This window comes from Bacillus sp. AFS059628 (assembly GCF_002571225.1).
In the GTDB taxonomy this organism is placed as follows: domain Bacteria; phylum Bacillota; class Bacilli; order Bacillales; family Bacillaceae_G; genus Bacillus_A.
In genome coordinates this window covers 35,989-60,299 of the sequence record NZ_NVEC01000048.1, presented here as the reverse complement: position 1 = coordinate 60,299, position 24,311 = coordinate 35,989, and the positions used below count along the sequence as shown (strand labels likewise).

Genomic DNA, 24,311 nt, shown 5'->3' with positions numbered 1-24,311 from the left:
TCTCGTATCATTCATATATTGTACCACTATTTTTCTAATCACTGATCTATAAACTCACACTTAAAAAATTCATTCCACAAAAAAGGAGATTACTCCCAAATAAGTGATCTCCTTTTTAAAAATAATTTTTCATGATATCGGCAATATAATCTTCACCGTCGTTCCAACCCCAACTTCACTTTCAAAACTCATTTTACCGTTGTGATCTTTAATAATTTTTTCTGTAACTACTAAACCTAAACCTGTTCCAGTTTCTTTTGTTGTGTAAAAGGCTTCATTTAGCTTCGGAATTTTGTCTTTTGGAATGCCGCAACCCTCATCCTTAACTTGAATAATGATTGCATCTTCTACAGTCACTTTAATCGTAATCGTTCCACCAACTGACATTGCTTCAATCGCATTTTTAATTAAATTAAAGAATACTTGTTTTAATCGTTTTTCATCGCATGGAATCGATGGTATGTCTTTACTATAAATACCTTGTATGTGCACGCCTTGATTTAAAGCAGGCTTTCCCATAACTCGAATAACATAAGCGATAATTTCTTCTATATTATGAATTTCTGATTCTGGTGATTTAGATTTCTCAAATCCACTAAGTTCTGTAGCAATCATATGAATTCGTTCTACTTCTTGTTTCATAATATCGCTATATATTTTATCCTCTGGGTATTTATTCGCTTGCTTATTCACAAATTTATCTAAATTAGCTAGAGGTTTTCTAATTTTGTAACCAATAACTGTAGCCATTTTCCCAACAGTTGCTAGCTTTTCTGTTTGTTGTATTTCTTTATCCATCATCTCAAGCGTACGAACGTAAGATTGAAACCTTAAAAACATAATCCAACATATAATAGTAAATACGCTATATAATGCCATCGGGATTAAAACGAGTGACGATTGAATAATGATTCCTATAAGAGCATATTTCCCAACAAGTATGCTCGGAACTAACCAAAAATACCTTTTGTTCACAAAGAGTGGGGCAAATAAAATAAAAAATCCTTCTACTATATTCCCACCATCAAACTCAGCATCACTACCGTAGTAAATCATAAAATTATGGATAAAATCTAATAGGTTATATCCAATTAGAATAATATATTTCACTGCAAATGGGTTCTTCCATTTCATGAAGTATACTCCAATACAAAACAAAATCACCATTAGAAAATAAAGCCATAAACCTAAACCATCTTCAAGTTGTCCTACTCCTTCTTGCTCTCCTCCTATTAAAGGTACAATAAATTCGTAGGCAAGATCGTATACAAAAAATATAATGAAAAATAAACTTAAAAATATTTTCAGTGCCTTCATTTCTTCATTCTTAAATATATCGTCTTTATTCATATGGTAACTCCTAGCTTTTCTCCCACTTGTATTTCATTATTTCCACACTTTTTTGGAAGAATAATATCTATTCTCGTTCCCTTATCTCTTTCACTTGAAATATGTAACTTACCAAGGTGTTCGTTAACAATTCGATCCGCTACCGTAAGTCCCAGGCCAATTTTATCTTGTTTCGTTGTATAAAAGGCCTCTTTAACACGAGCTGAATTTTCTTTCTTAATACCGTAACCATTATCAATTACACTTAGCATTACATAATCTCGTCCTTTATTTTCTAGCCGTAACTCTAATGTGCCACCTTGCTCCATTGCCTCCAGAGCGTTTTTTATGACATATAGAAAGACCCCTCTTATTTTCCGCTCATCACATTCAACTTCTATCGTCTTTTCTTCCACATTAGAAATAAACTGGACGCTAGATTCATTCATTTTTTCGCGAACAATTGTTACTGCTTGTAATGCAATTTCACCTATATTATGTTTCTTATAAACAGAAGGTTTACATGTAGCAACCTCCATTAACTCATTTATCATATTATTCATATTTTCTATTTCAAAGATCATCTGTTGGTAAATAGGGTCCTCTCCATGCTTCTCTCGTTGTAATTGCGTAAACCCTTTTAATGAAGCAAGTGGATTTTTAATTTCATGTCCCACTGTCGCTGCCATTTTTCCGATTACTGCTAATTTTTGTGATTCACTAGCGATCTTAATACTTTCCTTTACCGCTGAAAGGTATTGTATAAATCGATTTAAAATGATGTATGCCGCTATTAATACGAGTGTATACATAATGAGGAACATAAATCCTTTTACTTCCTTTAATACAAATAAATAAATAACATATTTCCCTACAATAGTCGAAAGTACAAACACAAAATATTTTCTATTTAAAAATATAGGTACAAAGAAGATGAAAATAATTTCTATTATATTTACTCCATCAAATGCCGCCTCATTATAAAGCAGATACGAAAGTATATTAACGATTTCTATTCCTATGTATGCAAATACACATGTATATTTAACAAGGTTCGCTTTCTCTTTTTTTATTAAATATAAATTCACACCGAGTATTGCAGTCCCACAAATAACTTGCCATAGTATGCTATGTCCCTTATCCGTTAGCGATTCGTTCTCTAGTACGGTTGCGTAGAAAATTTGGTATGAAACAACAATGACATAGAGCACCCATAAAAAAATTTTTGCATTCCTTTCTTCTTCTTTATATGATAGAAAACTTCCTTTCACTTCAACACCCCTTCAAAATAATATCTCGAAGAATACCATTTATTATAATAAATGATTTTCACAGACAAACAAAGATAAATCGAACATTTGAGGAAAATCATCCCAATAAAGTGCATTATCTTCAGACTATATATAAGCATAAAAGCTATAAACAAAAATACTTATATTATGGGTGTAAAAAAATAAAAAGCATAACAACGCTTTTGGGATAGAGTATATGAATAGGATAGGGGGATCATTTATGTTTGTTACCGTCGAGAAAGATGTTCATATTTTTGTGCAAGACGTTAATCCCGGACCTGATAGTAAAACCGTTTTCTTCGTCCATGGCTGGCCTTTAAATCATCAAATGTACCAATATCAGCTCAATGTGTTACCACAGCATGGTTTTCGCTGCATCGCTATGGATATACGCGGGAACGGGCAATCTGATAAACCGTGGACCGGTTACACATACGATCGTTTAGCAGACGATATTGCCATCGTTTTAGAAGCACTTCAAGTCGAAAATGCTACATTAGTTGGTTTCTCAGTAGGTGGTGCTCTTTCTATTCGGTACATGTCTCGCTATAATGGTCATCGTATTTCTAAACTTGTATTAGTCGATGCCGTTTCCCCCTCTTTCGTTAAAAATCAAGAATCTCCCTACGGTGTCCCAAAAGAACAAGCAGATACTCTCATTAATCAAATGTATGCCAATATGCCTAAATTTTTAAATGATGTATCTTTGTCATTTTTTAATAGAAACTTAGGATCTGCTACGTTAGAATGGTTTTCTTATCTCGGTATGCAGTCTGCTTCCTATGCTCTCATCAAAATATTGCAAGCAGCTGCAAATGAAGACGTAACGAAAGATTTAAGTAAAATTAACGTGCCAACAAAAATATTCCACGGTATTCATGATCAACTTATCCCATACAAAAGCGCTGAACTTACGCAAAAACGGATTAAAAATTCTCAGTTATATCCTCTTACAAATAGCGGTCACGGCTCTCCAATCGATCAAGCGGATGAATTAAATGAAGAACTTATAAAGTTTTTGCATTCATAAAGCTGCGCCAAATCGTGTGATATGAACGCACTTTTTGAAAAGAATAAAATTCACATATTTCTCACAAATCAATTAATAAAACGATTACATTTTCGTTTATACTAAATGTACAGGTAATACCCCCTAAACCCAGCTTGTCTGGTTACCCCGTTAAATACTATAAAAAAAGAACTTGTATCGTTATACAAGTTCTTTTTATTTCTTTTACTTAAAGAGGATATCTTTGCTATATTGATTTCCAACGAGTAAATCATACTGAAGCATTTTATATTGCTCTAACATTTCTTTTTGTTTCTTTGTTAAATCATTGATTACTTCTCCATTTTTATCAACTTTTAATTCATCTCTAAGCACCGGTATTTCCTTGTAAAATCCCGATAAAAATTGATAAAATAAGGATTTATTTAATCCTGCATAATCAAAAATAAGATTAGAAAAATAAATTGGACTTACTACACCTAAATTATCATTTGGCATATCAAAGTTTGCGTACATTAATAGCGGCGTTTGGGCCATCGCTAAACGTTCGCTCGGTGTTTTTTCATTCGTTATATACCCATTCTCTTTATAAAAAGATTTATTTGTTCCTAATGATGGAAGATGATCTCCAAAGAATACTAATAATGTAGGTCTATCTAAATTATCTAGTTGCTCTATTAAATATTGAAGAGCCTCATCTGAACGTCTTAACCCTTCTGTATACGTTTCTAATTCTCCCTTTGATTCTTCATTTTCTAGACCGCTAATTTCTATTAGGTTTTCACCAAATCGGCCTTCTGTAAATGGAAAATGATTTTGCATCGTAACTGCATGAATAAATGTAGGTTGTTTTTGTTTCTCTAGCTCAGCAATTATCTCTTTACTCATCGCTAAATCACTAATATAATCTCCATCAATATCTACATTTTCCATCGTATCATCTGCATTAAACTTATCAAACCCTAACACTCTGTATACGTCATCGCGTTTGAAAAATGAGCGACCAAATGAATGAATTGCACTTGTGTAATAACCTTCTTTTTTCAACGCCGTAGGAATTGATGGAATTTCTTTTTTATTTATAACGACCTGCTGATATGGTATAGAACCTGGCTTTAACAAACTCATTGAATAACTCGTTAACGCTTCAAATTCGACGTTCGCCGTATTACCTCCAAATGTAGGAGAAATAGTTTGTCCACCAGGAAAATTTTCTATATAATGATGCAAATTTGGTACAGGATCTTCACTAAAAGAAAGTTTTGTTACTTTCGTCGGATCCCAAAACGATTCACTCATTACAAAAATAATATTCGGTTTCTCTTTTTTCTTTTGGTTCCCTATATTTCCACTATATTGTTGTTTTATATCGTTTGCTATTTGAAGCATATTTTCTTTAGAATAATTTTTTGGTTTTTCCATAACTGTTGTATCTAAATTGCTAATAAACCCAAGTACAAAACCATTTGAAGCATAGTTCTCATTTTGATTCCACAAAACAAAATCTACACCCGATTTTTGAAATACTTTATTCATAAATGTATTCGCAAAATTACCATACGCATATAGAACAAAAATAGATCCTACTACTAATAAGGCTCTTATTCCTAGATGAATCTTTACATTTTGAATATACCTTCTCATATATATACCTGCTACAATACAAGCTACAATACTTAAGATAATGACAAAAATATAACTCCAGCTAAAATAGTCCATCACCATTGGTATAACAGATTGCATATGCATAATTTGTGTGAAATCAGAAGGATATAGCGGATCGCCTCTGAAAATAAGCTTTAAATAATTCACAATACCTAAAATGACTAACGTACAGCTCGTTAAAATCATACTTAGAAAAACCTTGCCTATTAAATTATAAACAAGAATGTATATTGCATAAATTACTACAAAACTTAATATAAACTGCATGTTATAAAAGTAAATCCAATTCATTGCTTCTATGAAACTCATATTAACTTGCATTACAATATAAAATAACGCTACTGTATGAGCTAGTAAAAATAATATAAAATGCACTCGTATGGATGCCCTAAGTATAGACATCTCTTTTTTATTAAAATGTGAAATATAAAATGTTATGCCCCATATGAAAATCATCATAACAATTAAAACAAGCTTTTGATTTAAATGATCTTTCATCATGTCTAAATTAAAAACCTTTAAAATCATAAACAGCATAGTTATTACTAATAAAGTCACCATACTACTTATAATGCTAGAAATTAATATATTTCTTTTTGGAAGATGAAAAAGTGTAGAACCATACTTCAATTTATTCCCTCGTTTCTACGTCTTAATTTCCCCCGCATCGAAAAAACTATTTCTATTAAAATAACATATATTACATATTTCGTCTGCATAATTGCTTCTATTGTAAATGTATTGTCTTAATATTCCTATAATCAACAGTTATATTTGTCATACAAATTATTCATTCTTGAAAAACTTAATTTCAGCATTCCACTTTATGATATAATAACTATGTTTTGGAAATCCTTAATACTATTAAAGATTTCACATAAAAATACGAAAGAATTAATAAAAAGGAGTTGCTCATTTTTGCTTACTAAGTTTAAGAGTTTGCCTAAAGCGGTATATGCAATTTTGGCGCTTTCTTTCCTGTTGCACGTTTTTTGTTTAGTAAAACAGCCAGGATTAGATGGAGAGTTAGTCAAAGTAACATATGGTGCAAATGATGCCTTTAACTATTCGTTAACAGCTGAACAACTATTAAAACATGGTGTATTTGGTTATGTGTATTTGGAACCTAGTGAAGTTCCAGGGAAAAATGCATATATCACACCAGGTCAGCCATTACTATTAGCTGGCGCTATGATTATTTCTGATATTACATCAATTCCTTACTATTACGTAGCAACTGTTATTAACATGATCATGAATCTATGTACAGTGCTATTAGTATTCTTAATAGGAAAAGAATTGTTCGAAAAAAACATTTATGGAATTGTTGCAAGTATTTTATATGCTATTTATCCAAGTAACTACACATACTTCCGTACATTGCTAACAGAAGTTCCATCCATATTTTTATTAGCGTTATGTGTATATGTATTTGTTCTCGCATGGAAATACAATAAGGTGAAATTCCATATATGGTTTGGAATTGTCGTTTCAATTTTACTTATGTTCCGTCCAAATCCAGCTCCAATGATGCTCATTCCTGTTCTTGTCGTGTTATTTACATATGGATTTAAAGACTCCATTCGAATCGGATTGTTATGGTTTATCGGACCTTTCTTTATTATTGGCGCATGGGTGGTTCGTAACTACTTAGCACTCAACCAATTTATTTTATTCTCAACCCAAGGTGCAGATCCACTAATTGCCGGTGCAGATCCATTTAATAAAATTGGATATGAAAATATAGTAAATGAAATGAGAGCTAAAGGCTTAGATGACAAAGGTGCATACGCAAAAGAATTAATCAAGAACGGCTTTAAGACGGACTTCACTTATTGGTTCTCTTGGTTCACTGTCGGTAAAACAATTGAATTATTCAAAACAGCTCCTGCTGTAGACCAATACCGTATTCACAACTTTATGCAACTATGTCATAGAGTGTTTATCATCGGTACATTCTTGAGCAGCTTCTGCTTCATGCTAAATTCATTTAAACATAAACGCGTTATGATGCTAGTAGCAAGTTCTATTATTTACATTATCTTCTCAAACTTATTCTTAGCAATTAATCGCTATGGATTTTTCATTAATCCTCTTATGTGCTTAATTCTTGCATACGGATTAATTCACATTGTGCAGAAGCTTCCATTCTTCCGCACGAACCAAGCATAATAAGAAAGAGGTCGTCCACCGTTGGACGACCTCTTTCTTATTCCCCCACACTTTGCACACGGCCAATTTGTCCATTCTGTAATCGCACTTTAATTCCGTATGTATGTGTTTCTGTATTTGTCAAAATATCTTTCACAACACCACTCACTGTTTTACTTATAAATGCAAGTTTTTTACAACTATTACTATAACGAAAAGACCCTGCCACAAGACAGGTTCTTTTCGTTATTTTATGATAAAAGAAAAAATCATTAGTAGGTGTATTATATAAAAGGAAGCAGCCATATTTTCCAAACGATACATACGAGTACTATAATTACAAAATCAAAAAAATCTAATCTCGGGCTTTTTTTCATATTCATATGTAGCCACATATGAAACCATTTTATTTTTGTATATTTATGGATGTTTTTCTTTGCAAATCGGTAAATAAGCATTTGCATGATAAGAAATCCGGCCACAAAAATAAATAATAAAATGAGAAATCCAATCACAAAATTCCTCCTATTTTTGTAGCGTTTTTTCTACTATCCGATTTTTCAAAACCCACTCTTCAAACTGGGCACTTCCAAATTCCCAGCTAAGATCACGAGCATGTACAGAAAAAACGTAATGGCCAGCATATTCATCCATAAATTTACCTGTCTCGATCTCATCTTTCTGAAGACCATATGCTCCAAAATTAAAATACACATCCCACACGTCTTCATTCTTCCGCTTATAAGCAATCGATTCCATATCGCATTCTGTTCCGAAATAATCAAGATGTAAATGTACGCTATCATCATATTCGTACTTCATTTTATCACCCCTTATATTTGTACTTCTTTATCACCAAAAAAATTCCTGCTATCTACACTCACATATGGGCACTTACCTACATATCATGCTTGTAGAGTGACTTCTAGGAGGTGTTATATAGTGAAAAAATTAATAGCTGTTTTTTGTATCATGTTACTAGCAGTTTTCACATTTACTGCTTGCAGTAGTAAAAAAGAAGGTACAAAAGAACAAACTCAAAATGTTCGAGTCGGCGAAGTTACCCACTCTCTCTTCTATGCCCCGTTATATGTTGGGATTGAGAAAGGATTTTTTAAAGATGAAGGATTAAATGTTGACCTCCAAACAACAGCTGGCGGAGATAAAACGATGACTGCCCTATTATCTGGCGGGATTGATATCGCTCTCGTCGGTTCTGAAACGTCCATTTATGTTCATCAACAAGGCGCGAAAGATCCTATCATTAACTTCGCACAACTTACACAAACAGATGGAACATTTTTAGTTTCGCGTAAAAAATTAGACTCTTTTAATTGGAATGACATAAAGGGTGTTACGTTTTTAGGACAGCGTAAAGGCGGTATGCCACAAATGGTTGGAGAATACGTTTTAAAGAAAAATGGCATTGATCCTCACAAAGACACAAACTTAATTCAAAACATCGAATTTGCTAACATTGCAAATGCCTACGCATCTGGTACAGGGGAATTTGTACAGCTCTTTGAACCGACTGCAAGTATATTCGAAAAAGAAGGTAAAGGATATATTGTCGCTTCATTCGGAAATGAATCTGGTACTGTTCCGTATACAACGTTCATGGCAAAAGAAAGTTTCTTAAAGAAAGATAAAGCTGCTGCTGAAAAATTCACACGTGCTCTCTATAAAGCGCAACAATGGGTTGATACTCATAGTCCAGAAGAGATTGCTGATGCCGTTTCTCCGTTATTTAAAGACACGTCAAAGGACATTACAATAAAAGTAATTGAACGGTATAAAAAACAACACTCTTATGCAACAAATCCGCTATTAGATGCGGAAGAATGGAAACAGCTCCAAACGATAATGAGAGGAGCTGGCGAATTACAAAAAGAAGTTCCACATGAAGCGCTCGTCAATACAAAAATTGCCGAAAGCGTTATTAAGAAATAGAGGCGAAGTGTATGAGCTTTTTACAAATACGTAACGTTTCTCACTGCTTTTTCGCAAAAGAGAATGCCAAACTGATTCTCGAAGATATGAGCTTACAAGTGGAAGAAGGCGAATTCATTTCTATACTCGGTCCAAGTGGCTGCGGCAAAACGACACTTCTCTCCATTATTGCTGGGCTACTTGATCCAATTGAAGGTATCGTCTTTTTAGATGGTGAGCCCATTACAACGAAAACTTCATCCATGGGATATATGTTGCAGCAAGATTACTTGTTCCCTTGGAAAACAATTGAAGAAAATATTATGCTTGGACTTCACACCCGAAAAATTTACAATGAACAGACGAAAGAACATACTTTACAACTTTTAAAGCAAGTCGGCCTACATGATGTAGAGGATCAATACCCTCGTGAACTGTCCGGCGGTATGCGTCAACGTGCCGCTCTCGTTCGAACGTTAGCGACCGATCCGAAAATTTTATTGCTAGATGAACCATTCTCGGCGCTCGATTATCAAACGAAATTGAAACTAGAAGATCTCGTTTTCAGCTTACTACGCAAATATAAGAAAACGTCACTACTCGTGACACATGATATTGAAGAAGCAATTGCGATGAGTGATCGTATTTATTTACTACAAGCAAACCCTGGAAAAATTGCAAAAACATTTATCGTCCCAGAAAGAATCCGCTCCTTATCACCGTTAGAATCACGTCACCACCATGACTTCCCATCTCTCTTCCAAGATATATGGAAGGAGTTGGAGCGCCTTGGATAACATAAAACAACTACATGAACAGTTTCGGAAGAAAGAACGGAAACGCGCATGGTTAGCACGCTCACTACAGCTTTTACTACTCATTCTTTTCTTTGCACTATGGGAGATAGCTAGCAAAAAAGAGTGGATTGATCCTTTACTCTTTAGCTCTCCTTCAAGCATTTGGGATCTCTTCCTTAGTAAATGGATTGACGGTTCACTTTGGGTTCACATATGGACGACATTACTTGAAACTGGAGTAGGCTTCATTCTTGGAACAGTACTCGGCGCTATTATCGCTACTTTCCTTTGGTGGATCCCACTTCTCGCCCGCGTACTCGATCCCTATCTCGTCGTCCTAAACGCCATGCCAAAAGTGGCACTTGGTCCGATTATCATTGTAATCTTCGGCCCAAATATTTCTTCGTCGATTGCGATGGGAGTAATCATTTCCATCATCATTACCATTCTCGTTATTTACAGCGCATTTCAAGAAGTCGATTCTAACTATATAAAAGTGATGGACACATTTGGCGCAAATAAATGGCAATGTTATAAGCAAGTCGTTCTCCCTGCATCCTTCCCAGCCATTATTTCAACGTTAAAAGTGAACGTTGGATTAGCTTGGGTCGGTGTTATATTCGGCGAACTTCTCGTCTCCAAGCAAGGTCTTGGCTACTTAATTAGCTACGGATTCCAAGTATTTAATTTCACACTCGTCTTACTAAGCGTACTACTCACCTGCGTCCTCGCAACACTTATGTATGTGTTTGTTGAGGCATTTGAAAAACTTCTAATTGGAAAACGAAAAAGAAGCTGACTTAGGGTGATAGACTATAGTCAGCTTCTTTCTTTACCTTTTATCACACATCTTTGTTTCATTTGTAACGTTGCCATTCGCAACTGTAACTGTATGGAAACAATCTTTCACACGTACTGTAACGACATTTTCTTTTCGATCTATTACATGATAATCATCATACTTTTTATTTAATGCACTACGAATTTGCTCCCCTTCAAAAATCGGAAAACCGTGAGACATTACCCAAATGAGACCAGCAACCGCAAGAATCGTTTTCATACGTTTCATTACCTCCTCGAGAGTAAACTTTTAGTCCCTACAATATGCGCATTATAATTGTGTCTAAATTGTGACATTTTTATACTAATTCTCTTTTAAAGCTTCAGTTCCTTCTTCTTTTTATAAAAATACAGAATTTTCAATTTCACCAACATAAAAAACGCAAAGGACTAAATTTCTTTACGTTTTCCTAGCCACAATATATAGTTCGCATTAGTTTCCACTATGTTGTTCTATCGTTTTCGAAACATCATATAATCCCGATAACACTTCCGCTCTCATTTTGACAAGCTCAGGGAACTGATAGAAGAACGCAATCTTTTTATACTTTAACTCCGATCCTTCTTTCACCTTTTTTGAATCTTGTAAAATAAATGCTGTAAACGTATCTGCAATATCTTCCGCTACATTTGTCGTTCCATACTGTGATACAAATTCATCATGCTTTTCTTTAAAAAATTCAATTTGAGTCTCTTCGCTTTCTTCTACTTTCTTTTCTGTCCACTCCTGCTCAATTGGTTTCCAAAAAGAGTTATAAAATTGATTAATATAAGATTTTTCTTTCGCACATCCCTCTTGTAAGAAAAGAGTTTCACATTTATTTCTGTACTTTGAAATATCTTTATCTTCTTCAAAATCCTTTACATACTTTTCATCCACTGGTATTTGCTTATGTCCTAGCGTCAACACGTGAGCCGTCTCATGAATTAATGTTTTCATCACTTCATCGATATTTACCGCAGAATCAAGCGTATCTAAGCTAAGAACCCAATCTTTTGGATTCTCCATACTCGGCATAACGTGGGCAACAACACCGTCATAACCATCCGTTATTAAATCAAATTCTGTTATATTCCCGCGATATGTAGCTGGGATGAGAGTGCGGTACATATCCCATAGATCTTTATGATACTCTCTATCTTGACGTTGCTGTAGCACCTCTTCCTTCGCTTCTTTATCTTCAGCGAATACTTTATTTAAACGTTTCCGTTCTATTTTTTCAAAATAAGGATCTACAATTTCATCACCATCAATATAATAAGAAGCTAAAAAGAAATAATTTTCATCATCATCTTCTTTTTTCTGCTCTGCCTCTTTCATATCCGCACTTTCCTGCTCTTCTATATCATAATCTTCTACTGCTTCAAGCTCAGATAATCCATCTATTTTTTCATATACTTTTTGAAGTTTCTTATCTCCTATTTCCACGCATTCTTCTTCTGTTTTACAAATTTCTTTTTCTTTCACACTCTTCATAGAACTATCGCACCCTGCCATTAAACCCATTGCGACGATAACCCCTACTAACTTACCATACAGTCTCTTCATACAATCCTCCATTATTCCATTCTACAAAAATATCATAATCATTTTTTAACGAATATGCGATAATTAATTATAAAAACTGTAAGGAGGTTTCTCATGATTCGAGCAGTCTTATTCGACTTAGATGGAACACTATTAGATCGGCGCCAATCTCTAGAACAATTTATTCCTGATCAATATAATCGCTTTACCTCTCACTTAATGAACATAGAAAAATCCGAGTATTGTTCTCGGTTTCTTGAGCTCGATAATAATGGCTATACGTGGAAAGACAAAGTATATGCTACTCTCCTTTCCGAATACAACATTACTACTTTAACGCCAGAGCGACTTTTGAACGACTACATTACTAACTTTCAACATCATTGTATTCCTTTCCAAAACATGCATGAATTACTTCAGCATTTAACACAACAAAATATGAAAATTGGTATTATCACAAACGGCTTTACTGACTTTCAAATGAACAATCTCCGCGCACTAAACATACATACGTATACAAATATAATTCTCGTTTCCGAAGCGGAAGGAATTAAGAAACCACATCCCGAGATTTTCGAACGAGCTTTACAAAAGCTAGATGTTAAGGCCACAGAATGTCTTTATGTTGGAGATCATCCTGAAAACGATGTGCTTGGTTGTGAACGAGTAGGGATTCTTGGTGTGTGGAAGAGAGATTCATTTTGGGGTGACTTTAATCATTTACGTGTGGTGGATGATTTATTGGAGGTGCTTTCGTTTTTAGATGTAGACATACAAACAAGACAATAGTAAAAGGAGGTTTCGTTTCCCGAACGCCTCCTCTTCCCTTATGATTCATATACTGTAAACTGCGGTTTACTCGGATGATCTTTCACTAGCGCAGCATCTGGAAAGTTTGAAACTTTTCGATATAGGGCTATATCACCGATACAATCTGCTGTTAGTAGAATTCCTAAAAATGAGAGTGGCTCCAGATTCATAGCTAATCCTAATACAATTGGCAAAATGCCAGTTGGTAAAAACGGCAGCATTAACACTTTCTTCATTTGCTTTACTGTAATCGCCTGTTTAGAATGCGCATATGCAACACCTAACTTCCAATTGACGCCCCATTTTAGTTCACTCCATGGAACACCTCCGATATAACGAAATCCTATTAGATGTATCGCTTCATGAATACAAACAAGAACAATCATTCCAATAATCAAAAGAAACATAACGGGCAATGTAAAGTCAAATTGAACCCCGCCTGAAAGAAATATATGCAAATAACCAATTCCAAACGCCAACGCAAATATTATAAGTAATGAATAGATATTTAACTTAACCATCGAAATAGTAACAGTCGTTTCTGCTCTTTTATCCATCTTCCCCCTCCTAAAATGTAAATATATCTTTACATTTAGACACAAAAAAAGAAACCGGCCACTTTACTTCGTAAAACAGCCGATTTCTTCTATATGTTTCATCGTACGCGCCAATACATCGTCGCGCATTATAAAGCTAAATTTTCTATCCGTTTTAATGTTGTCAGGAATGTCTGTTAATAAAACAGATCCTTTCGTTTCTTCGTAATGCGTATGTTGTTCTACTGCACTAATTGTTGCAAAATAAATGTTTTTAATGATTATTTTGTCTTTTCCAGATACTTTATATTGTCCTAAGTAAGTTAAATCAGAAACTATGCCGCCGGTTTCTTCATGAACCTCTCGAACTGCCGCTTCTTCCGGTGTTTCCCCTAGTTCTACTTTACCACCTGGAAATTCAAGACCGCGACGTAAATGATGCGTTAATAACCATTGATCCCCGTACCGGCATACAACCCAAACATGCTTTGGCTCAGGAGAAAATGGATAACGTTCAAACGATAATTGTACAGTGTTGTGGTAATAATCTTTAAATTTGTACATGCCATTACTCCCCTATTGATGGTTACAAGTTTTTCCTACCACAAATTGTAGCATATTCTCGCTTTTCTGCATAATATTATCCAATTATAATCCATTGATTATTCCCATTTGCGCGACTAATTCTTTCGTCTCATGATTTCCTAAATCGTAAATCATTTTATATGCTTTTTGTAGTTGTTCATCATATCGGTCATTATTTGAATCGTGATGATACTCAACAAATGGAACGTGAGAACGTACAAATGAACCTAAATCCTCTACATATGCTTGATCAAAGTACTCTCTTAACTCCGTAATTTCCTCATCACTTGCGGAAATCTCAAAATTATAAGTATCCGCCGTCTTCACTTGTGAAATTTGACCGTTTCCTATTGATATATAGTATGTTTTTTTCTGCTCCATGTAACACCCTTCTTTCATCCTTTTTATTTCTATTGTTTTCATCAATTACAAAATTATGTAAAATAAAGAAAAGGAGGGATTTCATGTTTAAAATATTAATTATCGGTATTATCATCGTACTAGTCATATTAGTACTCTCCGTCATGACGATTAACAAAGGCTACGCTTATAAACATTCTGTTAATAAACCAGAAGATAATCCTTATACAAAAAACAGCAAGAAAAATTCATAATACGCTTCATCTACTACTTATTTTAGCCCACATCATATGCAGTATTCATTTACTGACAGGTCAACATAACTTTCTACTACTTTCACAATTTCTATTAAAAGCTTACTCTTTTACATTGTTATTGAACAAATAAAGAAAAAAGATTCAGGAACAGGCTTGATTTGTATTGCCACTAGAGCTTTCTCTTGGATTGTTCTTATCATTACCTACATAAAAGAAAAGGAGGGTTTTTATGTTAAATGGCGTTCGAATTACTTTTGCATTTATCGCTTTATGTATAGCAATCTATGGATTTATTAGCGGTAACAGAGACATTATGCCTTATATGTTCTTTTTCTTAGGATTAATGGCCTTCACTGTAGCGCTAGGAGAAATAAAACAACATAGAAAATCTAGCGGTATACTCGCTTTCATGGCTGGCTCTGGTGCTTTATTTCTTAGCTTCTCAGAACTATTTCGGTAAATAGTTTATTTAAAAGTTGGAGATTTGTATTTTAAAAACATTACGAATGATATCGGCTCTTATCGTCATCGCTCTCGCTCTATCAGGAATGTTTACAAACGCACTTGTTACATTGCCTTATATGCTCATCGCCTTATCTATTATGACTTTCATCATGAGTGCAGAAGAAAAACAGAAACAAAAGAAAGTACATAGTATACTCTCCTTCTTTTCTGGCATATTCACTTTCATTGTTGCTATTATAATTTTTGTCTCTCGGTAATTACCTTTCTACTAGGAGGTTCAAATGCATATAAGAAAGTTACAGCTAACCATCGTTTTTATTACTTTGATTCTATGTTTATACAGCACATTTACAATGAACTTTCAAATCTTTTCACCTATCATTTTGTTCCTCATATTGTCAGTTTTTTCGGTAAGTCGATATTCATTATCGAAGCGTCGATATATAAAAAAATCGTTGATATATTTCAAGTTGTGTCCGATATATTCAAAAAATCGTCGATATAATTTCATTTATCATCGTACTACAAAAAAAACTGCCCTTTCACAGGCAGTTTTTCTTTCTATCCAAATACTTTCTCAAGTTCATCTTTATCTTGGCTTAACCAGAAGTTCATTAAGCGTTTTGCCCCTTCTAAATCGTGAAGCTTCGCTTGCCCACACTGCGTTTCATTTGCAGCTGGAATTTCTGTAATTTGAACCGCATCTTTTAATGTTAGTTCTAATAAATCAATGATTTCTCGAACTGTCGGTGTTCCGCTTACTACAAGATAATATCCTGTTTGGCAGCCCATTGGTGAAATATCGATAATATCAAAATGCGGATAACGATCAATATATTTACGTAAATTAAATGCTAATAAATGTTCTAACGTATGAATAACATCTGGTTTCATTGCTTGTTTATTCGGTTGGCAAAAACGAATATCAAATTTATTTACAATACCGTCACTACCTACGTTGTGAACTCCGCAATGTCTTACATAAGGCGCCTTTACAATCGTATGATCTAATTCAAAGCTTTCTACTGATGGCATACAACATCTCTCCCGCTTTTAATTTAATTCCGTTATATCCAATATGATATAACGGAAATGCACATTAGTAAAGCATTATGTACAGTCGTGCTATAATACTTTAAGAATATGCTGAAAAGGAGACCGTTATGAAACAGATTTTTATTGGGATTATACGCTTTTATCAAAAGTTCATATCTCCGATGACACCACCAACTTGTCGCTTTTACCCAACTTGCTCTCATTATGGATTAGAAGCGTTTCAAAAACATGGTGCCCTGAAAGGGTTTTGGCTTACTTGTAAGCGTATATTAAAATGTCACCCTTTCCACCCAGGAGGATTTGATCCTGTCCCAGATAAAAAGGATGACAAAGTAAATTCTTAATTGTCGTAACCATTCACAACTAAATCTAATTTTCCTGTATCAGGATCGATAACAAGACCGTGAACAGGTACTTCTTCTGGAAGTAATGGGTGGTTGCGAAGTACTGATACGCTATGTTCTACACTTTCTTCCACACTAGAGAAACCGCGCAAGAAATGTTCTAAATCGATTCCAGAATAACGAAGCATATCTAATTTCTCTTCTGTTATACCGCGCTCTTTCATTTTCTCAATTGTACTGCTTGCTTGAATTTTTGCCATACCGCAATCATGGTGACCAACTACACATACTTCATCAGCGCCAAGTTCATATACAGCAACTAAAATACTACGCATAATACTTCCAAACGGATGTGAAATAACAGCACCTGCTACTTTAATAATTTTCACATCGCCGTTACGCATATTCATCGCTTTCGGCAATAGTTCAACAAGTCTTGTATCCATACAAGAAATAATGACCATCTTTTTGTTTGGAAATTTCCCCGCTACAAACTCTTCATACTTTTTCTCTTCAACAAATTTCTCATTGTACTGCAAAATCTCTTCTAATGACTTCATAGTAAAGAATCCTCTTTTCTCTCATTTACACTACATAAACAGTGTACCAAAATATGAAAAACACAAAAAGGATATCGCTTTATAGTAAAAATAGGATATTTTCAGATAATCGACATAATTCTTTCAAAATATACACACAGCTTTGTAACAAGTTTCACATACTTAAAACATATTTTCACTATAAACTGATTGTAGATAATGTAAAAAAGGAGTGAATATTTATTATGTCCGACGTTCTGTTACTGAGTCGTTTTCAATTTGCAATTACTGTTTTTTATCATTTTTTATTTGTGCCTTTGACAATCGGACTTGTTATTTTAGTAGCGTGTATGGAGACTCAATACGCCCGCACATTGAATCCAACATACCGCAAAATGGCAAATTTCTGGGGTAAATTATTTACAATTAACTTCGTAATGGGGATTATAACCGGGATTACGATGGAATTCCAATTTGGTACAAACTGGTCTGAGTACTCCAAATATATGGGAGATATTTTCGGATCCCCTCTCGCAATCGAAGCACTCGTTGCATTCTTCTTAGAATCTACTTTCATGGGAATATGGTTATTCGGTAAAGACAAAATTTCACCAAAGTTCCGTGCTTTCTGTATGTGGATGGTTGCACTTGGAACAAATATTTCCGCACTTTGGATTATTACAGCAAACGGCTTTATGCAAAATCCGGTTGGCTACGTCGTACGTAACGGTCGCGCTGAATTAAATGATTTCTGGGCACTCGTTACGAATCCATATGCTTGGAATATGTTCTTCCATACTGTAGTTGGTTGTTATATCGTTGGAGCTTTCTTCGTTATGGCAATTAGTGCCTATCATTTATTACGCAAAAACGAAGTGGAATTCTTCAAAAAATCATTTAAGTTTGGTTTAATGCTAGGCTTATTCGCCGCAACAATTACACCGTTTATGGGACATCAATCTGGTGTATCAGCAGCTAAATATCAACCAGCTAAAGGTGCTGCGATGGAAGCTGTTTGGGAAACTGGAAAAGGACAAGGCTTCTCGATTGTTCAAATTCCTGATGTGAAAAACGAAAAGAACTTTGAATTCCTTACGATTCCGAAACTAGGAAGTTTCTTCTATACAAATTCATTTGATGGCGAAATTGTTGGTTTAAAAGATATCCCGAAAGAAGATCGTCCAAACGTTAACCTCGTGTACTATAGCTTCCGCTTAATGGTTGCACTTGGTATGTTCTTTATGGCATTAACTTGGTATGGCTTCTATTTAAACCGAAAAGGAAAACTAGAAAGCTCAAAACGTTATTTAAAAGTTACAATATGGTCTGTTTTACTACCATATATCGCAATTAACGCTGGTTGGATTGTTGCCGAAGTAGGTCGTCAACCATGGACAGTTTATAAACTAATGCGTACAGCAGAATCTGTATCACCTATATCTGTTCCGCAGATTTGGTTCTCTTTAATTAGTTTAATCTTATTCTACACTTTACTTTTAATCGCAGACGTATACTTAATGCTCAAGTTCGCGAAAAAAGGACCTGCAGCGCTAGAAGAGCCTGCTACTGAAGGAGGTACAGCACATGTCTCATGATATGCTCGCAATTATCTGGTTCGGTTTATGGGGCGTGATTTGGACAGTTTACTTCATTCTTGATGGGTATGCACTTGGTAACGGAATGATTTTTCCTTTCGTTACGAAAGATCGACAAGAACGAAATCAATTACAAGAAGCAATTGGCCCATTCTGGGGTGGTAATGAAGTGTGGTTAATTACAGCTGGTGGTGCAACATTTGCTGCCTTCCCAGTCACATATGCAAATATGTTTAGTTATCTATATACACCGTTATTCTTAGTATTACTTGCACTATTTGCTCGTGCTGCTGGACTGGAGTTCATGCATAAAGATGATTCACCAATTTGGCAAAAAACTTATAAATGGGCATTTGCAATTGGTAGTTTCTTAATCGCCTTCTTATTCGGTGTTACGTTCGCTAACCTTTATTACGGACTACAAATCGGAAAAAATGGCTATGAAGGAAATTTACTTAGCTTATTAAACCATTACGGTATATTAGGTGGTCTTTTCTTCACTGCTATATTTGTCGTATCCGGTGCCCTTTGGGTAATGATTAAAACGACTGGTGAAGTATCTGATCGTGCTTATAAAATTGCAAGACCATTTTCAATGGCAGCTGCTATCATTTTAGCTATTTTCTATGTAGCAACTGCCAATCGCACAAATTTATTCCAAAACTTTACAGAATATCCGGTACTATTCATTCTTCCAGTACTTGCAATGTTAATGAGTGTACTCGCACTTATTATGGTGTACAAACATAAAATCGGCCTTGCATTCACATTCGTTTGCTTAACAATCGCAATGTTTATGACAACTGGCTTTGCGGGCATGTTCCCAAGAATGTTACCATCTCGTATTAATGATGCTTATAGTACAACGTTATACAACGCAGCTGGTAGTCAATTAAACTTAAAAATTATGTTCTTCGTTGCAATGGTTATGGTACCAATTGTTATTGGATATCAACTTTGGAGCTACAGTATCTTTAAAAATAAAATTCATAAAGACTCTGCTAAAGGGTATCACTAAAATGAAAAAAGACACTTCGGTTGAAGTGTCTTTTTTTACGTATGATTTTCGATAGGATGTTATATTTCTAATCTAACAACTACAATATAGAAGAATCATTAACAGCTCACAGCTAAATTGTAGCACAGAGCAAGTTCATCATTTTATGCAATTTTACATATTTCTTTATAAAGTAAATTGTATTCCCTGATCATTCACATCGCTATCCCCTACATCTGCTGTACTAACGCCATTAAATGTGTGTACTTTTATTGCTGTATTCGATGATCCCGATCCATTATAAGCTTTCGTTTTTTCAATCGGCTGCACGTTATATTTGTCTCCTAAATTAATCGTCCCGTTACAGTTTTCAATAATAACACCTTCCACAATTGACGGCATTTTGTCACCTACTTTCATTTCATTACTTTTAGTTTATGAGAATCGCCTACAAAAATAGCTTGTTTCCATAAGAAAAAGCACTCAGCCTGAGTGCTTTTTCTTATTTACCTTTTTTGTTTTTCTCACAAGCAATTCCATCGCCATCACGGTCTAAATGCTTACCATAATACGGGCTGTCTCTTGTAATATCATAATATCCAGCATCATTTGCTTCTTTACAGTTAGCAAAACGTTTTGGATCAGGTTTCACTTCTGGTTTTACTTCTGGCTTTACTTCTGGCTTTACTTCTGGTCTCACTTCTGGTTTCGGTTGTGGTTGTTTTGCTCCTGGTCTTTGTTCAAGTGGTAATGTTGCATTATATAAGAACTGAACGTATTGCTCACGACTTACATGCATTTTAGGTACAAATGTACCATCACCAGTTCCGGCCGTAATATAATTTGATTTAATTGCAGTAATCGCAGGATTCGCCCATCCATTTCTATCTACATCCGGGAAATTATGATCCCCTCTTATTTGCAATTGGAATCCCTTTGTCAAAATTTGTGCCATTTCTTCACGAGTTAACGAATCTTTCGGTCTAAATTTTCCGGTGTTATCGCCAACGAATACACCCATCTCTGTTAAAGCAAGGATCTCTTTTTTAAACATAGTTGAACGATCCGTAATATCTTTATACGGATTGTTATACTGTTCTTTTACTGTCGGTTTTAAATGACGGAACATAAGAGCTGCAACTTGCTCACGTGTTACATCATCACCAAATCCAAAAATCCCATTTCCGTATCCAGAAACAACGTTTTTATTTGCTAATTCCATGATCGCTTTATAAGACCAATGATTGTTTGGAACATCTTTAAAACCTGCACTTGCCTGTACTGTTCCAATTGAAGTAAATGCTGTAGTTGCAACAAGTGCACCTGTTAACATTAGTTTTTTAAATCCCATACTTAAGTCTCCTTCTCTTTCCACAATAATCATTTAACAATATAACATATTATACAAATATAATTTGTCATATTCTGTCGAACACAAAAAAGAATCCAGCAGGATTCTTTTTTGCTAAGCATGAATGGCAATTTTGGAGACAGTTGACTTCTTCAAAAATTTATTAGGGGTAATATTTTGAAAAAGAAAGCCTTTCATATGTAGGTTAACACTACTGGAATATATAGTAAATTGATAATATTTATACGGAAGATTGCTAATGTTTAGTATAGATAGTTTCCACTATGCAAACAGTAAAAACATTCTATAATAAACAAAAAAAAAGGTGCCTTCAAAGAAGGCACTTTTATAAACAGACACTATAAAACAGAATTATTTATTGTTATACGATTGTTAGATACAAAAAGTAGAGGGAAATGTTTGTATTAAATTCTGCTTTATAAAGTATGTCTATCACTTATATTTTAATCCTCTTCACTTGAAAATAAATATAATATGCATAATTACATACAAAAAAGAAAAGACACTCCATAGAGTGCCTCTTCAACCATTTTACTTTTAATATATCGCTTTACATACATTGTAACATATGTATCTATATATTTTATTGAGAAAATTCTAAATCATTTTTCCTTTCATTTTCAATTATAAAATCATGTAATATAAAGGGTATGTCAAATTCTTATGAAAATTGAGGTGTACTATATTTATGTATTTAGGAATTATTCCCCTTATATTTTTTATTATTTTCCTTATCTCTTATTTAAAGGATCCGCGAAAAATAATAAATGGCTTTTTATTTAATGCCTTTTTCTGTTCATTTCTATTATTTTGCGCTATAGCCTCATATGAGTCTGGTAGTAATTCTTTACATTTTATCGTTATTATTCCGATGTTAGCGCTCATTGTAATGATACCTTTTGCTATAGTCGCTTTAATGTTTGGGTTATTTCTTAATGCAAAAATTTTAATGCAACGTGAAGGAAGACGCTTCACAAACTCTTTAACTTTAATTGCTGCTTTAGGGATTTTATTCTTTATAATGCTCCCAATTATAAATCCAGCAAGCTTATTCTCAGAGCATTTTCAATTTATTTTTGCTGCTATCTCTCTTATAACTATGTATTTCTTTGTACATTTATCTAACTTCTTAAGCGCGTATTTTTTATACCAATTCAACAGACCAAGACGTAATCAAGATTTCATTATCGTTCTTGGTAGTGGCTTAATTAATGATAAAGTACCACCTTTACTTGCAAGTCGTATTCATAAAGCAATCGACTTTTACTGGAAACAAGCCGCTGTAAATACGCCACCAACAATTATTTTCTCTGGTGGACAAGGTCCAGATGAAGGTCTTCCAGAGGCAGAAGCGATGCAAAAGTACGCTGTTGAAAAAGGAATTCCGCTTGAACATACAGTGCAAGAAAATCGCTCTGTAAACACATATCAAAATATGTTATTCTCTAAAGAAATTATGGATTCTTTAAAGCCTGAAGGTAAGTATAATAGTATCTTTACAACGAACAACTTCCACCTATTCCGCGCTGGTATATATGCAAAACAAGCAGGTCTTAATAGCCAAGGAATCGGATCAAAAACTGCATTTTATTACTGGCCTAATGCAATGATTCGTGAGTATGTTGCAATCGTTGTGATGGGACGTAAGCGCCATATGAAAATATGTGGAACTATTTTATGCTTCGCTTTATTCCTAACAGTCCTTAGTTTTATTATTTCTTAATAGCTATCAAGTAAAAAGTCCCCTGAACGCTTTATATACAAAGGGGACTTTTTTATATCAACATTATGACCACCATCTAACCTTCTACAGTTGTATTTAAAATAATAATATGGTCATAATATTCCCTGCATACATCCATTAAAGGAGAATTTTTTCAAATTAAATGTTAAAATAAAATTTAGGTGTGAATGATGTAACAAACAAGAAACTAGTTTGAAACGAGGAAATTACATGGAGAAAATTATCAAAAACAAGCCCAATAAGCTAAAAATTGCTTCAAAAGCTTTGATGATTATTATTGGGGCATTTATCACAGCGTACGGATTAGAAGCAGTATTAATTCCAAATAACGTATCAGACGGTGGTGTAACTGGTTTAAGTATCGTTAGTTCAAGATTATTTGGATTGCCATTAGGAGCTCTAATCGCAATTATTAACATTCCTTTCGTTTGGTTAGGATATAAGCAAATCGGTAAAAGTTTTGCGATTTATTCCATTATCGGGATCGCTTCATTAGCAATAGGTACCGTTGTCATGCATGGTATACCAGCTATTATTGAAGGCGATACATTATTAGTTACAGTTGTTGGTGGTATTATCATCGGTTTTGGTATGGGACTAGCATTACGTAACGGCGGGGCATTAGATGGAATCGATATGCTAGCTGTATTGCTTTCTCGTAAGTTACCATTTGGAACGAGTGACCTTATTTTATTCTTAAACATGTTCGTATTTATTTTCGTATCAACAGTATTCGGTCTTCAAGGAGCTATCCTTTCAGCAATTGCTTACTTTATTGCTTCGAAAGTGATTCATATCGTTGAAGTTGGTTTAAGTGGTTCGAAAGCATTTAAAATCATTACGAAAGAGCCTGAATTGATGGTAGAAACCATTCGCGATCGTTTAGGCCGAAGTGCAACATATAACGAAGTATACGGTGGTTATTCTAGAGAGAAATTCAAAGAAATTTCTTGTGTAATTAACCGTTTAGAAGAAAGTAAAATGAAAGAACTTATTAATGAAATCGATCCACACGCCTTTATTACAGTTTATGACGTAGCAGAAGTAAAAGGCGGTAACTTTAAGAAACGTGATATTCATTAATCATTATGAATAAAGAGGGTGTGCCAAT

The 24,311-nt window shown here is 34.4% G+C and carries 28 protein-coding genes and 2 pseudogenes; 15 read left to right on the top strand and 15 right to left on the bottom strand.

Annotated features, from left to right (window positions below; translation table 11 throughout):
- Nucleotides 1-129: 129 nt before the first annotated feature.
- The gene (locus tag COL05_RS16210; RefSeq protein ID WP_098669368.1) at nucleotides 130-1,350 is read right to left on the bottom strand and encodes an ATP-binding protein; all 1,221 of its coding nucleotides are present in this window, start codon (nucleotides 1,348-1,350) and stop codon (nucleotides 130-132) included.
- Nucleotides 1,347-2,600, bottom strand: a complete 1,254-nt coding sequence (locus tag COL05_RS16205; RefSeq protein ID WP_098669367.1) for an ATP-binding protein — start codon at nucleotides 2,598-2,600, stop codon at nucleotides 1,347-1,349. The genes COL05_RS16210 and COL05_RS16205 overlap by 4 nt, the downstream gene beginning before the upstream one ends.
- A gap of 241 nt (nucleotides 2,601-2,841) precedes the next feature.
- Here COL05_RS16205 and COL05_RS16200 point away from each other — a divergent pair, with 241 nt between their 5' ends.
- Nucleotides 2,842-3,651 (top strand): alpha/beta fold hydrolase, encoded by an 810-nt coding sequence (locus tag COL05_RS16200; protein ID WP_098669366.1) that lies wholly within the window; start codon nucleotides 2,842-2,844, stop codon nucleotides 3,649-3,651.
- Nucleotides 3,652-3,855: 204 nt separating this feature from the next.
- On the opposite strand, the gene COL05_RS16195 is transcribed toward COL05_RS16200, so the two are convergent.
- Nucleotides 3,856-5,925: an LTA synthase family protein gene (locus COL05_RS16195; protein ID WP_098669365.1), complete on the bottom strand. Its 2,070-nt coding sequence runs from the start codon at nucleotides 5,923-5,925 to the stop codon at nucleotides 3,856-3,858.
- A 288-nt stretch (nucleotides 5,926-6,213) separates the two neighbouring features.
- On the opposite strand from COL05_RS16195, the gene COL05_RS16190 reads away from it, so the two are divergent.
- Nucleotides 6,214-7,467 carry a glycosyltransferase family 39 protein gene (locus COL05_RS16190; protein WP_000956217.1) on the top strand — a complete coding sequence of 418 codons (1,254 nt, stop codon included), beginning with the start codon at nucleotides 6,214-6,216 and terminating at the stop codon, nucleotides 7,465-7,467.
- Nucleotides 7,468-7,504: 37 nt separating this feature from the next.
- Here COL05_RS16190 and COL05_RS30975 read toward each other — a convergent pair.
- The 3 genes and pseudogenes from COL05_RS30975 to COL05_RS16175 form a co-directional block, all read right to left on the bottom strand.
- Nucleotides 7,505-7,624: pseudogene (locus COL05_RS30975) on the bottom strand (DUF2196 domain-containing protein); the annotation flags it as partial.
- Nucleotides 7,625-7,730: 106 nt separating this feature from the next.
- Nucleotides 7,731-7,961 (bottom strand): hypothetical protein, encoded by a 231-nt coding sequence (locus COL05_RS16180; RefSeq protein ID WP_098669364.1) that lies wholly within the window; start codon nucleotides 7,959-7,961, stop codon nucleotides 7,731-7,733.
- Between the two features lie 10 nt (nucleotides 7,962-7,971).
- On the bottom strand, nucleotides 7,972-8,268 hold the full coding sequence (locus COL05_RS16175; RefSeq protein WP_098669363.1) for a DUF3986 family protein: 297 nt from the start codon (nucleotides 8,266-8,268) through the stop codon (nucleotides 7,972-7,974).
- 120 nt (nucleotides 8,269-8,388) lie between these two features.
- On the opposite strand from COL05_RS16175, the gene COL05_RS16170 reads away from it, so the two are divergent.
- The 3 genes from COL05_RS16170 to COL05_RS16160 are packed head-to-tail and all read left to right on the top strand — an operon-like array spanning nucleotide 8,389 to nucleotide 10,971.
- Nucleotides 8,389-9,396, top strand: coding sequence for an ABC transporter substrate-binding protein (locus COL05_RS16170; protein ID WP_142337533.1), 1,008 nt, complete (start codon nucleotides 8,389-8,391; stop codon nucleotides 9,394-9,396).
- Nucleotides 9,397-9,407: 11 nt separating this feature from the next.
- Entirely contained in the window at nucleotides 9,408-10,172 is a 765-nt protein-coding gene (locus COL05_RS16165; protein ID WP_098669362.1) for an ABC transporter ATP-binding protein, read from the top strand.
- Nucleotides 10,165-10,971 carry an ABC transporter permease gene (locus COL05_RS16160; protein ID WP_098669361.1) on the top strand — a complete coding sequence of 269 codons (807 nt, stop codon included), beginning with the start codon at nucleotides 10,165-10,167 and terminating at the stop codon, nucleotides 10,969-10,971. Before COL05_RS16165 ends, COL05_RS16160 begins: the two co-directional genes overlap by 8 nt.
- A gap of 33 nt (nucleotides 10,972-11,004) precedes the next feature.
- Here COL05_RS16160 and COL05_RS16155 read toward each other — a convergent pair whose 3' ends face one another.
- On the bottom strand, nucleotides 11,005-11,232 hold the full coding sequence (locus COL05_RS16155) for a hypothetical protein (protein ID WP_000849119.1): 228 nt from the start codon (nucleotides 11,230-11,232) through the stop codon (nucleotides 11,005-11,007).
- 213 nt (nucleotides 11,233-11,445) lie between these two features.
- Entirely contained in the window at nucleotides 11,446-12,561 is a 1,116-nt protein-coding gene (locus tag COL05_RS16150) for a hypothetical protein (protein ID WP_098669360.1), read from the bottom strand.
- Nucleotides 12,562-12,654: 93 nt separating this feature from the next.
- Here COL05_RS16150 and COL05_RS16145 point away from each other — a divergent pair, with 93 nt between their 5' ends.
- On the top strand, nucleotides 12,655-13,329 hold the full coding sequence (locus COL05_RS16145) for an HAD family hydrolase (RefSeq protein WP_098669359.1): 675 nt from the start codon (nucleotides 12,655-12,657) through the stop codon (nucleotides 13,327-13,329).
- A 38-nt stretch (nucleotides 13,330-13,367) separates the two neighbouring features.
- Here the strand turns inward: COL05_RS16145 and COL05_RS16140 are convergent, their stop codons facing one another.
- The 3 genes from COL05_RS16140 to COL05_RS16130 all read right to left on the bottom strand — a co-directional run bounded on the left by COL05_RS16140 (nucleotide 13,368) and on the right by COL05_RS16130 (nucleotide 14,852).
- Nucleotides 13,368-13,907, bottom strand: a complete 540-nt coding sequence (locus COL05_RS16140; protein WP_098669358.1) for a DUF3267 domain-containing protein — start codon at nucleotides 13,905-13,907, stop codon at nucleotides 13,368-13,370.
- Between the two features lie 63 nt (nucleotides 13,908-13,970).
- Complete coding sequence (gene mutTA, locus COL05_RS16135; RefSeq protein ID WP_000276389.1) at nucleotides 13,971-14,450, bottom strand: antimutator 8-oxo-(dGTP/GTP)ase; 480 nt, start codon at nucleotides 14,448-14,450, stop codon at nucleotides 13,971-13,973.
- Between the two features lie 84 nt (nucleotides 14,451-14,534).
- Complete coding sequence (locus tag COL05_RS16130) at nucleotides 14,535-14,852, bottom strand: hypothetical protein (RefSeq protein WP_000435821.1); 318 nt, start codon at nucleotides 14,850-14,852, stop codon at nucleotides 14,535-14,537.
- Nucleotides 14,853-14,935: 83 nt separating this feature from the next.
- Between COL05_RS16130 and ytzI the strand changes: the two genes are divergently transcribed.
- From ytzI to COL05_RS16110, 4 genes and pseudogenes are all read left to right on the top strand, one after another.
- Nucleotides 14,936-15,085, top strand: a complete 150-nt coding sequence (gene ytzI / locus COL05_RS16125) for a YtzI protein (RefSeq protein ID WP_142337532.1) — start codon at nucleotides 14,936-14,938, stop codon at nucleotides 15,083-15,085.
- Nucleotides 15,078-15,301, top strand: a pseudogene (locus tag COL05_RS16120) (hypothetical protein); the annotation flags it as partial. The gene ytzI and the pseudogene COL05_RS16120, both read left to right, overlap by 8 nt.
- Before the next feature lie 16 nt (nucleotides 15,302-15,317).
- Complete coding sequence (locus tag COL05_RS16115; RefSeq protein WP_098669356.1) at nucleotides 15,318-15,548, top strand: YczI family protein; 231 nt, start codon at nucleotides 15,318-15,320, stop codon at nucleotides 15,546-15,548.
- A 28-nt stretch (nucleotides 15,549-15,576) separates the two neighbouring features.
- A complete protein-coding gene (locus COL05_RS16110) occupies nucleotides 15,577-15,810 on the top strand; it encodes a DUF3953 domain-containing protein (RefSeq protein WP_098669427.1) in 234 nt (77 codons plus the stop codon).
- A gap of 304 nt (nucleotides 15,811-16,114) precedes the next feature.
- On the opposite strand, the gene luxS is transcribed toward COL05_RS16110, so the two are convergent.
- Entirely contained in the window at nucleotides 16,115-16,588 is a 474-nt protein-coding gene (luxS, locus tag COL05_RS16105) for an S-ribosylhomocysteine lyase LuxS (RefSeq protein ID WP_001141369.1), read from the bottom strand.
- 128 nt (nucleotides 16,589-16,716) lie between these two features.
- Between luxS and yidD the strand changes: the two genes are divergently transcribed.
- Entirely contained in the window at nucleotides 16,717-16,953 is a 237-nt protein-coding gene (gene yidD / locus COL05_RS16100; protein ID WP_000809334.1) for a membrane protein insertion efficiency factor YidD, read from the top strand.
- Here the strand turns inward: yidD and COL05_RS16095 are convergent.
- Nucleotides 16,950-17,513 carry a beta-class carbonic anhydrase gene (locus COL05_RS16095; protein ID WP_098669355.1) on the bottom strand — a complete coding sequence of 188 codons (564 nt, stop codon included), beginning with the start codon at nucleotides 17,511-17,513 and terminating at the stop codon, nucleotides 16,950-16,952. The two genes, yidD and COL05_RS16095, sit on opposite strands and share 4 nt — an antisense overlap.
- A gap of 224 nt (nucleotides 17,514-17,737) precedes the next feature.
- On the opposite strand from COL05_RS16095, the gene cydA reads away from it, so the two are divergent.
- Together cydA and cydB are read left to right on the top strand one after the other, a co-directional pair.
- Nucleotides 17,738-19,087 carry a cytochrome ubiquinol oxidase subunit I gene (cydA, locus tag COL05_RS16090; protein WP_098669354.1) on the top strand — a complete coding sequence of 450 codons (1,350 nt, stop codon included), beginning with the start codon at nucleotides 17,738-17,740 and terminating at the stop codon, nucleotides 19,085-19,087.
- Nucleotides 19,077-20,105 carry a cytochrome d ubiquinol oxidase subunit II gene (cydB, locus tag COL05_RS16085; RefSeq protein ID WP_098669353.1) on the top strand — a complete coding sequence of 343 codons (1,029 nt, stop codon included), beginning with the start codon at nucleotides 19,077-19,079 and terminating at the stop codon, nucleotides 20,103-20,105. The genes cydA and cydB overlap by 11 nt, the downstream gene beginning before the upstream one ends.
- Nucleotides 20,106-20,270: 165 nt before the next feature.
- Here the strand turns inward: cydB and COL05_RS16080 are convergent, their stop codons facing one another.
- Nucleotides 20,271-20,504: a spore germination protein gene (locus tag COL05_RS16080; protein WP_142337531.1), complete on the bottom strand. Its 234-nt coding sequence runs from the start codon at nucleotides 20,502-20,504 to the stop codon at nucleotides 20,271-20,273.
- Nucleotides 20,505-20,586: 82 nt separating this feature from the next.
- Nucleotides 20,587-21,435, bottom strand: coding sequence for an S-layer homology domain-containing protein (locus COL05_RS16070; RefSeq protein ID WP_098669351.1), 849 nt, complete (start codon nucleotides 21,433-21,435; stop codon nucleotides 20,587-20,589).
- A 709-nt stretch (nucleotides 21,436-22,144) separates the two neighbouring features.
- Here COL05_RS16070 and COL05_RS16065 point away from each other — a divergent pair.
- The gene (locus COL05_RS16065; protein WP_098669350.1) at nucleotides 22,145-23,179 is read left to right on the top strand and encodes a YdcF family protein; all 1,035 of its coding nucleotides are present in this window, start codon (nucleotides 22,145-22,147) and stop codon (nucleotides 23,177-23,179) included.
- Between the two features lie 231 nt (nucleotides 23,180-23,410).
- Entirely contained in the window at nucleotides 23,411-24,283 is an 873-nt protein-coding gene (locus COL05_RS16060; RefSeq protein ID WP_000411239.1) for a YitT family protein, read from the top strand.
- The last annotated feature ends 28 nt before the right edge of the window (nucleotides 24,284-24,311 follow it).